This window comes from Cedecea sp. AS113, from assembly GCF_037152415.1.
GTDB lineage: Bacteria > Pseudomonadota > Gammaproteobacteria > Enterobacterales > Enterobacteriaceae > Cedecea.
The window spans coordinates 146,913-159,066 of sequence record NZ_JBBCMI010000008.1 but is presented as its reverse complement, the minus strand read 5'-3'; the positions used below and the strand labels follow the sequence as shown (position 1 = coordinate 159,066).

11 protein-coding genes and 2 tRNA genes are annotated in these 12,154 nt (G+C 53.0%); 12 read left to right on the top strand and 1 reads right to left on the bottom strand.

Features of this window, described 5'->3' with window-relative positions; genetic code table 11:
• The first annotated feature begins 9 nt into the window (after positions 1-9).
• Positions 10-858, top strand: a complete 849-nt coding sequence (gene folP, locus WFN87_RS11945; protein WP_336982904.1) for a dihydropteroate synthase — start codon at positions 10-12, stop codon at positions 856-858.
• On the top strand, positions 851-2,188 hold the full coding sequence (gene glmM / locus WFN87_RS11940) for a phosphoglucosamine mutase (RefSeq protein WP_336982905.1): 1,338 nt from the start codon (positions 851-853) through the stop codon (positions 2,186-2,188). The genes folP and glmM overlap by 8 nt, the downstream gene beginning before the upstream one ends.
• Here glmM and WFN87_RS11935 read toward each other — a convergent pair.
• Entirely contained in the window at positions 2,185-2,358 is a 174-nt protein-coding gene (locus WFN87_RS11935; protein WP_336982906.1) for a hypothetical protein, read from the bottom strand. The two genes, glmM and WFN87_RS11935, sit on opposite strands and share 4 nt — an antisense overlap.
• Positions 2,359-2,422: 64 nt before the next feature.
• Here WFN87_RS11935 and secG point away from each other — a divergent pair, with 64 nt between their 5' ends.
• From secG to pnp, 10 genes are all read left to right on the top strand, one after another.
• Positions 2,423-2,755, top strand: coding sequence for a preprotein translocase subunit SecG (secG, locus tag WFN87_RS11930; protein ID WP_038478508.1), 333 nt, complete (start codon positions 2,423-2,425; stop codon positions 2,753-2,755).
• Positions 2,756-2,804: 49 nt separating this feature from the next.
• Positions 2,805-2,891, top strand: a tRNA-Leu gene (locus WFN87_RS11925).
• 59 nt (positions 2,892-2,950) lie between these two features.
• Positions 2,951-3,027, top strand: a tRNA-Met gene (locus WFN87_RS11920).
• A gap of 213 nt (positions 3,028-3,240) precedes the next feature.
• On the top strand, positions 3,241-3,693 hold the full coding sequence (rimP, locus tag WFN87_RS11915; protein WP_008454786.1) for a ribosome maturation factor RimP: 453 nt from the start codon (positions 3,241-3,243) through the stop codon (positions 3,691-3,693).
• Between the two features lie 27 nt (positions 3,694-3,720).
• Complete coding sequence (nusA, locus tag WFN87_RS11910; protein WP_008454785.1) at positions 3,721-5,223, top strand: transcription termination factor NusA; 1,503 nt, start codon at positions 3,721-3,723, stop codon at positions 5,221-5,223.
• Between the two features lie 24 nt (positions 5,224-5,247).
• Positions 5,248-7,935, top strand: coding sequence for a translation initiation factor IF-2 (infB, locus tag WFN87_RS11905; RefSeq protein WP_166877795.1), 2,688 nt, complete (start codon positions 5,248-5,250; stop codon positions 7,933-7,935).
• A gap of 65 nt (positions 7,936-8,000) precedes the next feature.
• Positions 8,001-8,402: a 30S ribosome-binding factor RbfA gene (rbfA, locus tag WFN87_RS11900; protein WP_008454782.1), complete on the top strand. Its 402-nt coding sequence runs from the start codon at positions 8,001-8,003 to the stop codon at positions 8,400-8,402.
• Positions 8,402-9,346: a tRNA pseudouridine(55) synthase TruB gene (gene truB / locus WFN87_RS11895; protein WP_336982907.1), complete on the top strand. Its 945-nt coding sequence runs from the start codon at positions 8,402-8,404 to the stop codon at positions 9,344-9,346. Before rbfA ends, truB begins: the two co-directional genes overlap by 1 nt.
• A 154-nt stretch (positions 9,347-9,500) precedes the next feature.
• Positions 9,501-9,770, top strand: coding sequence for a 30S ribosomal protein S15 (gene rpsO, locus WFN87_RS11890; RefSeq protein WP_008454776.1), 270 nt, complete (start codon positions 9,501-9,503; stop codon positions 9,768-9,770).
• A gap of 247 nt (positions 9,771-10,017) precedes the next feature.
• The gene (gene pnp, locus WFN87_RS11885) at positions 10,018-12,147 is read left to right on the top strand and encodes a polyribonucleotide nucleotidyltransferase (RefSeq protein ID WP_008454773.1); all 2,130 of its coding nucleotides are present in this window, start codon (positions 10,018-10,020) and stop codon (positions 12,145-12,147) included.
• Positions 12,148-12,154: the final 7 nt, after the last annotated feature.

The window sequence follows — 12,154 nt, the reverse complement described above, 5'->3', positions numbered from 1 at the left end:
GGAAGAAGAATGAAACTCACCGCGCAAGGCTCCACGCTGGATCTCTCGCATCCTCACGTCATGGGGATTTTAAACGTCACGCCGGACTCCTTTTCCGACGGTGGTCAGCACAATTCCCTGGTTGAGGCCCTCAAGCATGCAAATGCGATGATCAATGCCGGGGCGACAATCATCGACGTTGGCGGAGAGTCAACCCGGCCTGGCGCGGCAGAGGTGAGCACAGAAGAAGAACTTGAGCGCGTTATTCCGGTGGTCGACGCGATCGCTCAACGGTTTGAAGTCTGGGTCTCAGTGGATACATCGAAAGCCGAAGTTATTCGCGAATCTGCACGAGTAGGGGCGCATCTTATCAACGATATTCGTTCCTTAACGGAGCCCGGTGCGCTAGCTGCCGCTGCGGAAACGGGGCTCCCTGTTTGCCTGATGCATATGCAGGGCGAACCGAAAACGATGCAACAGGCACCACAGTACGATGACGTATTTGCCGATGTGAATCGCTTTTTTGTGGAGCACATTGCCCGCTGTGAAGCCGCAGGGATTTCAAAAGATAAATTGCTGCTCGACCCGGGCTTTGGTTTCGGTAAGAATCTCACCCACAATTATCAGTTATTGGCCCGCCTTTCGGAATTTCATCACTACGGTATGCCGCTACTGGTAGGCATGTCCCGTAAATCGATGGTCGGGCAACTGCTTAATGTTGGCCCGGATCAGCGCCTGAGCGGTAGCCTTGCCTGCGCGGTGATTGCTGCGATGCAGGGGGCTCAAATTCTTCGCGTTCATGACGTAAAAGAGACTGTTGAAGCTATGCGCGTGGTCGAAGCTACGCTTTCAGTGAAGGAAAACAAATACTATGAGTAACCGTAAATATTTTGGCACCGATGGTATCCGTGGTCGCGTGGGCGATGCACCTATTACCCCTGATTTTGTTCTGAAGCTTGGCTGGGCTGCGGGTAAAGTCCTGGCTCGTCATGGTTCGCGTAAGATTATTATCGGTAAGGACACGCGTATTTCCGGCTACATGCTGGAATCTGCACTGGAAGCAGGTCTGGCTGCAGCCGGGTTGTCTGCTTCGTTTACTGGTCCAATGCCTACGCCTGCAGTTGCTTATTTAACTCGTACATTCCGCGCTGAAGCCGGGATTGTTATCTCCGCCTCACACAACCCGTTCTATGATAACGGTATAAAATTCTTCTCGATCGACGGGACTAAACTGCCGGATGAGGTCGAAGAAGCTATTGAAGCGGAGATGGAAAAAGAGATCACCTGCGTGGATTCGGCGGAGTTGGGTAAAGCCAGCCGTATTGTCGATGCAGCAGGGCGCTATATTGAATTCTGCAAAGGCACGTTCCCGAACGAACTGAGCCTTAATGGCCTTAAAATCGTCGTAGACTGCGCCAACGGCGCGACTTACCACATTGCCCCGAATGTATTGCGTGAACTGGGTGCAAAAGTCATTGCCATCGGCTGTGAGCCGGATGGGGTGAATATTAATGAAAAATGCGGTGCGACCGATGTGCGTATGCTGCAAGAGCGCGTGCTGGCGGAAAACGCCGATCTAGGCATCGCGTTTGACGGCGACGGCGACCGGGTAATTATGGTGGATAACCAGGGCCTTAAAGTCGATGGCGATCAGATCCTTTATATCGTTGCCCGGGAAGGATTACGTCAGGGGCAGCTTCGCGGCGGTGCCGTGGGTACGCTAATGAGTAATATGGGACTTGAAGTCGCGCTGAAGCAGTTGGGTATTCCCTTTGCCCGCGCGAAAGTTGGCGACCGCTATGTTCTGGAAAAACTGCAGGAGAAAGGCTGGCGAATTGGGGCTGAAAACTCCGGTCACGTCATTCTGCTGGACCAAACCACCACCGGTGACGGCATAGTCGCAGGTTTGCAAGTGCTTACCGCAATGGTTCGTAACCATATGAGCCTGCACGATCTCTGCAGCGGAATGAAATTGTTCCCGCAGATTCTGGTTAACGTTCGCTTTACCGCAGGCAACGGCGATCCGCTTGAAAACGAAGAGGTTAAGCGCGTTACGGCTGAAGTGGAAGCTGCATTGGGCAGCCGTGGCCGGGTGTTGCTGCGTAAATCCGGAACGGAGCCACTCATTCGCGTGATGGTCGAGGGTGAAGATGAAGCCCAGGTTACCGCGTTTGCTCATCAGATCGCAGACGCAGTGAAGGCCGTTTAATATTTTTTCTTCGCAAACTGATTGAAAAGGCCGCAGTTGCCGCCTGTTTCTTTGGTGGAAATTACTTGTTTGCTGTTTTTTTCCGCAGTCAGTGCATTGTTAATAAATTGCCCTTGCGCACCAGTCTGGCTTTGGTTAGTATTCTCACCCGCTTCAGTGGGTAATGACAAACGTATCCGCTTAACTGGTTTGAAGCAATTGGCGTGCGGTAACCCCGCAAGGAACAGGTTGATTATGTACGAAGCTCTTTTGGTTGTTTTCCTTATTGTAGCGTTGGGCCTTGTCGGTCTTATCATGCTGCAGCAAGGTAAAGGCGCTGATATGGGAGCCTCCTTCGGAGCAGGCGCTTCCGCTACGTTATTCGGTTCAAGTGGTTCTGGTAACTTCATGACCCGCATGACCGGTGTGCTCGCAACGTTGTTCTTTATTCTGAGCCTGGTTCTGGGTAACCTCAGCACCAACAAAACCAGTAAAGGAAGCGAGTGGGAAAATTTAAGTCAGCCAGCACAAACTGAGCAGACTGCGCCAGCGGCACCTACCAAGCCGAGCAGCGATATCCCGCAGTAAGTTTGTCAACTTCAATGCGGTGACATGAAGGTTACCGTGTTCAAAGAGTGCCGAGGTGGTGGAATTGGTAGACACGCTACCTTGAGGTGGTAGTGCCCGATTGGGCTTACGGGTTCAAGTCCCGTCCTCGGTACCAAATCCTAGCAATTCTTGCATTTAATGCAATTCTGGCGTAGTATTTGCCACGTTTTCGGACGCGGGGTGGAGCAGCCTGGTAGCTCGTCGGGCTCATAACCCGAAGGTCGTCGGTTCAAATCCGGCCCCCGCAACCACTTTCCCTGAGAGTTCTTTTTCAAATATACTGTGAACACCAGTTTCGGTGCCTTCGCGAAGAATTTAGAAAAAAATTCTCCTGGACGGTGTCCGGGCCGCAGTTGCGGCATACAGGGTTCAGTTATATAAAGCCCCGATTTATCGGGGTTTTTTGTTATCTGACTTTAGAATAACTGGGCTATATGCCCTTTTTTTATGTCTTGGGGGTGGGCTTGTCCACATTAGAGCAAAAATTAACAGAGATGATTTCAGCACCGGTCGAAGCACTGGGCTATGAACTTGTAGGCATCGAATTCGTTCGGGGCCGCACGTCTACGCTGCGCATCTATATTGATAGTGAAGATGGCATCAATGTTGATGATTGTGCTGATGTCAGTCACCAGGTCAGTGCCGTACTGGATGTCGAAGATCCCATCACCGTGGCCTATAACCTGGAAGTGTCCTCACCTGGCCTCGATCGCCCAATGTTCACCGCAGAACACTACGTTCGTTTTACCGGCGAAGAAGTGAGCATTGTATTGCGTATGGCTGTGCAAAACCGCCGCAAATGGCAGGGTATTATTAAAGCCGTAGACGGTGAGATGATCACGGTAACGGTCGAAGGAAAAGACGAAGTGTTCGCGCTGAGCAACATCCAGAAAGCGAACCTGGTACCCCACTTTTAATAGTTTGGATTGAGGTGAAAACCCAGGATGAACAAAGAAATTTTGGCTGTTGTTGAAGCAGTTTCCAACGAAAAAGCGCTGCCGCGTGAGAAGATTTTCGAAGCGCTGGAAAGTGCGCTGGCAACGGCGACCAAGAAAAAATACGAGCAAGAAATTGACGTTCGCGTTGAGATCGACCGCAAAAGCGGTGATTTCGATACCTTCCGCCGTTGGGTTATCGTTGAAGAAGTCACTCAACCTACGCGTGAAATCACTCTCGAAGCGGCTCAGTTTGAAGATCCGGCTCTCGGCCTCGGCGATTACGTTGAAGACGAAATTGAGTCCGTCACCTTTGACCGTATCACCACTCAAACTGCGAAGCAGGTTATCGTGCAGAAGGTTCGCGAAGCCGAACGTGCGATGGTAGTAGATCAGTTCCGCGATCAGGAAGGTGAGATTGTTACCGGTGTAGTGAAAAAAGTTAACCGCGACAATATCTCCCTTGAACTGAAATCGGAAGGCATGTCCGGCAACGCTGAAGCTGTGATTCTGCGTGAAGATATGCTGCCACGTGAAAACTTCCGCCCGGGCGACCGCATTCGCGGCGTGCTTTACGCAGTACGTCCTGAAGCTCGCGGTGCGCAGTTGTTCGTTAGCCGTTCCAAACCTGAAATGCTGATCGAACTGTTCCGCATTGAAGTGCCGGAAATCGGTGAAGAAGTTATCGAAATTAAAGCCGCCGCACGCGATCCGGGCTCTCGCGCCAAAATCGCCGTGAAAACAAACGACAAACGTATCGACCCGGTCGGTGCTTGCGTTGGTATGCGCGGGGCGCGCGTTCAGGCGGTTTCTACTGAGTTAGGCGGTGAGCGTATTGATATCGTGCTGTGGGACGACAACCCGGCGCAGTTTGTTATCAACGCAATGGCACCGGCCGACGTAGCATCCATTGTTGTCGACGAAGACAAACATACGATGGATATCGCGGTAGAGGCAGGCAACCTGGCACAGGCCATTGGCCGTAACGGTCAGAACGTTCGCCTGGCATCACAGCTGAGCGGCTGGGAACTCAACGTTATGACCGTTGATGACCTGCAGGCTAAACATCAGGCTGAAGCGCATGCGGCTATTGATACCTTTACCAAATACCTCGATATTGACGAGGATTTCGCCACCGTGTTGGTCGAAGAAGGTTTCTCCACGCTTGAAGAACTGGCCTATGTGCCAATGAAAGAGCTGCTGGAAATCGACGGCCTTGATGAAGATACCGTGGAAGCATTACGCGATCGCGCTAAAAACGCGCTCACCACACTGGCTCTGGCACAAGAAGAGAGCCTTGGCGATAAAAAACCTACTGAGGATCTGCTGAACCTCGAAGGGATGGATCGCCCGCTGGCCTTTAAACTGGCTGCTCGTGGTGTTAGCTCGCTGGAAGACCTTGCCGAGCAAGGTGTTGACGACCTGTCTGATATCGAAGGCTTAACGGATGAGAAAGCCGGCGAGTTGATCATGGCAGCGCGTAACATTTGCTGGTTTGGCGGCGAAGCGTAATAAACTGTAGCAGGAAGGAACAGCATGACAGATGTAACCGTAAAAGCGCTGGCCGCAGAGATTCAGACCTCCGTGGACCGCCTGGTACAGCAATTTGCTGATGCAGGGATCCCGAAGTCTGCTGATGACTCCGTTTCGGCGCAAGAGAAACAAACGCTGCTGGCTCACCTGAACCACGAACATGGTTCAGGCCCAGACAAGTTGACTTTACAGCGCAAAACGCGCAGTACTTTAAACATTCCAGGTACCGGTGGGAAAAGTAAATCGGTACAAATCGAAGTCCGCAAGAAGCGCACCTTTGTGAAACGTGATCCGCAAGAGGCAGAACGCCTTGCTGCGGAAGAACAGGCGCAGCGTGAAGCGGAAGAGCAAGCCCAGCGTGAGGCAGAGGAAGCTGCCAAACGTGCGGCACAAGATAAAGCTAAGCGTGAAGCTGAAGAACAAGCTAAGCGCGAAGCCGCTGATAAAGCGAAACGTGAAGCTGCGGAAAAAGACAAAGTGAGCAATCAACAAACTGATGAAATGACGAAAGCCGCCCACGCCGAGAAGGCTCGCCGTGAAGCGGAAGCTGCTGAACTGAAGCGTAAAGCTGAAGAAGAAGCCCGTCGCAAACTCGAAGAAGATGCCCGTCGCGTGGCGGAAGAAGCCCGTAAAATGGCTGAAGCTAACGCTGGCGTTTGGGAAGAGCAGGAGAAGGTGGAAGACGATAAGTCTGACTATCACGTCACCACTTCCCAGCACGCTCGTCAGGCAGAAGACGAAAACGATCGTGAAGTTGAAGGCGGTCGTGGTCGTGGTCGTACTGCAGCTAAAGCGCCGCGTCAGAAAAAAGCTGGCGGTAAGCACGGCGAGTCTAAAGCTGACCGTGAAGAAGCTCGTGCAGCCGTTCGCGGTGGCAAAGGTAAGCGTAAGCCAAGCAGCCTGCAGCAGGGCTTCACCAAGCCAGCACAGGCCGTTAACCGTGACGTTGTGATTGGTGAAACCATCAGCGTTGCTGAACTGGCTAACAAAATGGCCGTTAAAGGCTCTCAGGTCATCAAAGCGATGATGAAGCTGGGCGCAATGGCGACCATCAACCAGGTTATCGATCAAGAAACCGCTCAGCTGGTTGCTGAAGAGATGGGCCACAAAGTTATCCTGCGTCGTGAGAACGAGCTGGAAGAAGCGGTAATGAGCGACCGTGACACCGGCGCTGCGGCAGAAACCCGTGCACCGGTTGTGACCATCATGGGTCACGTTGACCACGGTAAAACTTCTCTGCTGGACTACATTCGTTCTACTAAAGTTGCCTCCGGAGAAGCGGGTGGTATTACCCAGCACATCGGTGCTTACCACGTAGAAACCGACAACGGAATGGTTACCTTCCTGGATACCCCAGGTCACGCAGCATTTACTTCTATGCGTGCTCGTGGTGCTCAGGCAACGGATATCGTTGTTCTGGTTGTTGCTGCCGATGATGGCGTAATGCCACAGACTATTGAAGCTATCCAGCACGCAAAAGCGGCGCAGGTACCGGTAGTTGTCGCGGTGAACAAAATCGATAAGCCAGAAGCGGATCCGGATCGCGTTAAAAACGAACTGTCCCAGTATGGCATCATGCCGGAAGAGTGGGGCGGCGAAAGCCAGTTCATCCACGTTTCTGCAAAAGCCGGTACCGGTATCGACGACCTGCTGGATGCAATCCTGCTGCAGGCCGAAGTTCTGGAGCTGAAAGCCGTCCGTAAAGGTATGGCAAGCGGCGTGGTCATCGAATCCTTCCTGGATAAAGGTCGTGGTCCGGTTGCTACCGTTCTTGTGCGTGAAGGTACTCTGAACAAAGGCGATATCGTTCTGTGTGGCTTCGAATACGGCCGTGTACGTGCGATGCGTGACGAGATGGGGCGTGAAGTGACCGAAGCGGGTCCTTCTATTCCAGTTGAGATCCTCGGCCTGTCCGGCGTGCCTGCCGCGGGTGACGAAGTGACCGTTGTTCGTGACGAGAAGAAAGCTCGTGAAGTTGCTCTGTATCGTCAGGGTAAATTCCGTGAAGTGAAACTGGCTCGTCAGCAGAAATCCAAACTGGAAAACATGTTCGCCAACATGACCGAAGGCGAAGTGTCCGAAGTGAACATCGTGCTGAAGGCAGACGTTCAGGGTTCTGTGGAAGCAATCAGCGACTCCCTGCTGAAACTGTCTACCGATGAAGTTAAAGTTAAAATCATCGGTTCCGGCGTGGGTGGGATCACCGAAACTGACGCAACGCTGGCTGCAGCATCCAACGCCATTCTGGTTGGCTTCAACGTCCGTGCTGATGCGTCTGCGCGCCGCGTGATTGAAGCAGAAAGCCTGGATCTGCGTTACTACTCCGTCATCTATAACCTGATCGACGAAGTGAAAGCGGCGATGAGCGGTATGCTGTCTCCAGAGCTGAAACAGCAGATCATCGGCCTGGCTGAAGTTCGTGATGTCTTCAAATCACCGAAGTTTGGCGCGATTGCTGGCTGTATGGTTACCGAAGGTGTGGTGAAACGTCACAACCCAATCCGCGTACTGCGCGACAACGTGGTTATCTATGAAGGCGAGCTGGAATCCCTGCGCCGCTTCAAAGATGACGCAAGCGAAGTCCGTAACGGTATGGAATGTGGTATCGGCGTTAAGAACTACAACGACGTGCGCGTGGGCGATATGATCGAAGTCTTCGAAATTATCGAGATCAAGCGTACCATCTCCTGATAGCCGTACCGCATCAACTATCTTAGGGGGGCCGTGTGCCCCCCGTTTTGTCTGGAGAAATTATTATGGCGAAAGAATTTGGTCGCCCGCAGCGCGTTTCTCAGGAATTGCAGAAAGAAATTGCCATTATCCTGCAGCGTGAAATTAAAGACCCGCGTCTGGGCATGATGACTACCGTTTCTGGGGTCGAAGTCTCCCGTGACCTGGCGTATGCCAAAGTATTTGTGACCTTCCTGAACGACAAAGACGAAGATGCCATCAAAGAAGGCATCAAAGTTCTGCAGGACGCGTCGGGCTATATCCGAACTTTAGTTGGCAAGGCAATGCGTCTGCGCATCGTGCCTGAGCTGACCTTCTTCTACGATAACTCGCTGGTTGAAGGGATGCGCATGTCTAACCTGGTTTCCAATGTCATCCGTCATGATGACGAGCGTCGCGTGAATACGGACGACAGCAAGGAGGATTGATGAGTCGTCCTCGTCGTCGCGGTCGTGATATTCATGGTGTACTGTTGCTCGATAAGCCTCAGGGCCTTTCGTCCAACGACGCACTGCAAAAAGTAAAACGTCTTTATAACGCGAACCGCGCGGGTCATACCGGGGCGCTGGATCCGCTGGCGACCGGTATGCTGCCGATTTGCCTTGGTGAAGCGACGAAGTTCTCCCAGTACCTGCTGGACTCCGACAAACGTTATCGCGTGATTGCCAAACTTGGGCAGCGCACGGACACGTCAGATGCCGACGGCATTGTGGTTCAGGAGCGCCCGGTTAACTTTAGCACCGAGCAGCTTGCTGCCGCGCTGGAGAGCTTCCGCGGGGATACCGAGCAGGTTCCATCGATGTACTCTGCGCTTAAGCATCAGGGTAAGCCCCTGTACGAATACGCGCGCGCGGGGATTGAGGTTGAACGTGAAGCTCGCCCAATCACGGTGTACGAGCTGTTGTTTATTCGCCATGAAGGGGATGAACTGGAGCTGGAAGTCCATTGCTCTAAGGGAACGTACATTCGTACGATCGTTGACGATCTCGGTGAAAAACTTGGCTGTGGGGCGCATGTTATCTTCCTGCGTCGTCTGGCTGTAAGTAAATATCCGATTGAGCGGATGGTCACTCTGGAGCAGCTTAATGAGCTGGTAGAACAGGCACATCGGCAGGGGCGCGAGCCAGCGGAAATGCTGGATCCGCTGCTGATGCCGATGGACAGCCCAGCCTCCGATTTCCCGCTGGTGAATTTGCTGCCTGAAGTTGCCGTCTACTTTAAAAACGGTAATCCAGTTCGGGTGGCAGGCGTTCAGGCCGAAGGGTTGGTGCGCGTCACCGAAGGCGAAGAGAAGAAATTCATCGGTATGGGTGAAATCGATGGCGAGGGCCGGGTTGCTCCGCGTCGTCTGGTCGTCGAATATCCCGTCTGACTTTTGCCGCTACCTTGCGGTAAAAGGGCGCTACAGGTAAAATAGCGCGGCTTAACGGCTGGCCGATTGTTTAACAAACGGTTCAGGCGTGCACTGGGGTTGCTGAATTAGAGATCGGCACCCTGTTTATTTATCTATAATGTTGGAGTTGAAAATGTCTCTAAGCGTTGAAGCTAAAGCTAAAATCGTTTCCGAGTTTGGTCGTGGTACTAACGACAGCGGTTCTACCGAAGTTCAGGTTGCACTGCTGACTGCACAGATTAACCACCTGCAGGGTCACTTTGCAGAGCACAAAAAAGATCACCACAGCCGTCGTGGTCTGCTGCGTATGGTTTCTCAGCGTCGTAAACTGCTCGACTACCTGAAACGTAAAGATGTAGCACGTTACACTGGCCTGATCGAGCGCCTGGGTCTGCGTCGCTAGTTCTTGCGAGTTTCAGAAAAAGGGGCCTGTAAGGGCCCCTTTTTTCAACCAGACGGCAGCAATTCTATGGAAACTAATGTATTGTTGCTGAGTGTGATCTTTATTGCAGAGGTTCGCGCGGCTAATGAGAGGCTTTACCCGTCAGAGCGGGTTAGGATTGTCATTAGTCGCGAGGATGCGATGAAGGTCGGGTACCAACGGCGGCGCGTGAAGCCACGTGCTGCCCGTCATTTTAAAGGATCTTATTTTGCTGAATCCGATCGTTCGTAAATTCCAGTATGGCCAGCATACGGTCACGCTTGAAACCGGCATGATGGCTCGCCAGGCTACCGCTGCTGTAATGGTAAGCATGGATGACACCGCGGTATTCGTTACCGTTGTTGGCCAGAAAAAAGCCAAGCCAGGCCAGGACTTCTTCCCGCTGACCGTTAACTATCAGGAGCGTACCTACGCTGCTGGTCGTATCCCAGGTAGCTTCTTCCGTCGTGAAGGCCGTCCAAGCGAAGGGGAAACCCTGATTGCGCGTCTGATTGACCGCCCGGTTCGCCCGCTGTTCCCTGAAGGTTTCGTCAACGAAGTGCAGGTTATCGCCACCGTTGTCTCCGTTAACCCACAGGTTCACCCTGATATCGTAGCCATGATCGGTGCTTCTGCAGCACTGAGCCTTTCCGGTATTCCGTTTAACGGCCCAATCGGTGCCGCTCGTGTGGGTTACATCAATGACCAGTACGTGCTGAACCCGACCGCTGAAGAACTGAAAACCAGCAAGCTGGATCTGGTTGTTGCCGGTACCGAAAGCGCAGTGCTGATGGTTGAATCCGAAGCTGAACTGCTGAGCGAAGACCAGATGCTGGGTGCCGTTGTCTTCGGTCACGATCAGCAGCAGGTTGTCATCAAAGAAATCAACGCGCTGGTTGCCGAAGCCGGCAAACCACGTTGGGACTGGCAGCCTGAGGCCGTGAACGAAGCGCTGAATGCGCGCGTTGCCGCGCTGGCTGAATCCCGTCTGAGCGATGCTTACCGCATCACTGAGAAGCAAGAGCGTTATGCACAGGTTGACGTCATCAAAGCTGACGTTATCGCGACGCTGACCGCAGAAGACGAATCTCTGGATGCCGCTGAACTGTCTGACATTCTGCACGCTATCGAGAAAAACGTTGTTCGTAGCCGCATCCTGGCTGGTGAACTGCGCATCGATGGCCGCGAAAAAGACATGATTCGTGGTCTGGACGTGCGTACTGGTGTTCTGCCGCGCACTCACGGTTCTGCACTGTTCACTCGTGGTGAAACTCAGGCGCTGGTTACCGCCACGCTGGGTACTGCACGTGACGCACAGACGCTGGACGAGCTGATGGGCGAGCGCACTGACAGCTTCCTGTTCCACTACAACTTCCCTCCGTACTCCGTAGGCGAGACCGGGATGGTAGGTTCGCCTAAGCGTCGTGAAATTGGTCACGGCCGTCTGGCGAAGCGTGGCGTTCTGGCCGTTATGCCAGAAGCTGACAAATTCCCGTACACCGTTCGTGTGGTTTCTGAAATCACCGAATCTAACGGTTCTTCTTCCATGGCCTCTGTGTGCGGTGCATCTCTGGCACTGATGGACGCTGGTGTGCCAATCAAAGCCGCCGTTGCGGGCATCGCGATGGGCCTGGTGAAAGAAGGCGACAACTTTGTTGTTCTGTCCGACATTCTGGGTGACGAAGATCACCTGGGTGACATGGACTTCAAAGTAGCCGGTAGCCGTGAAGGTATCTCTGCGCTGCAGATGGATATCAAAATCGAAGGTATCACCCGCGAAATCATGCAGGTGGCTCTGAACCAGGCTAAGGGTGCGCGTCTGCACATTCTGGGCGTGATGGAGCAGGCTATCGACGCACCGCGTGGCGATATTTCTGAGTTCGCACCACGTATTCACACCATTAAAATCAACCCAGACAAGATCAAAGACGTGATCGGTAAGGGTGGGGCTGTAATTCGTGCGCTGACTGAAGAAACCGGCACCACCATCGAAATCGAAGATGACGGTACCGTTAAAATCGCAGCGACCGACGGCGACAAAGCGAAACACGCTATCCGTCGTATCGAAGAGATCACCGCGGAAATCGAAGTGGGCCGTATCTATAACGGTAAAGTCACTCGTATCGTTGATTTCGGTGCGTTTGTTGCTATCGGCGGCGGTAAAGAAGGTCTGGTTCACATCTCTCAAATCGCCGACAAGCGCGTAGAGAAAGTGACTGACTATCTGCAGATGGGTCAGGAAGTTCCGGTGAAAGTACTGGAAGTTGACCGTCAGGGCCGCGTCCGTTTAAGCATTAAAGAAGCAACCGAGCAGTCTCCGGCAGAAGGTGCAGCACCAGCCGCGCCAGAAGCTGAGTAAGGTTTGC

What these genes read in the sequence shown, in the direction of transcription:
- rpsO (WP_008454776.1), top strand. Translation starts at nt 9,501, where the DNA reads ATGTCTCTAAGCGTTGAAGCTAAAGCTAAAATCGTTTCCGAGTTTGGT.
- rbfA (WP_008454782.1), top strand. Translation starts at nt 8,001, where the DNA reads ATGGCGAAAGAATTTGGTCGCCCGCAGCGCGTTTCTCAGGAATTGCAG.
- infB (WP_166877795.1), top strand. Translation starts at nt 5,248, where the DNA reads ATGACAGATGTAACCGTAAAAGCGCTGGCCGCAGAGATTCAGACCTCC.
- nusA (WP_008454785.1), top strand. Translation starts at nt 3,721, where the DNA reads ATGAACAAAGAAATTTTGGCTGTTGTTGAAGCAGTTTCCAACGAAAAA.
- secG (WP_038478508.1), top strand. Translation starts at nt 2,423, where the DNA reads ATGTACGAAGCTCTTTTGGTTGTTTTCCTTATTGTAGCGTTGGGCCTT.
- glmM (WP_336982905.1), top strand. Translation starts at nt 851, where the DNA reads ATGAGTAACCGTAAATATTTTGGCACCGATGGTATCCGTGGTCGCGTG.
- truB (WP_336982907.1), top strand. Translation starts at nt 8,402, where the DNA reads ATGAGTCGTCCTCGTCGTCGCGGTCGTGATATTCATGGTGTACTGTTG.
- folP (WP_336982904.1), top strand. Translation starts at nt 10, where the DNA reads ATGAAACTCACCGCGCAAGGCTCCACGCTGGATCTCTCGCATCCTCAC.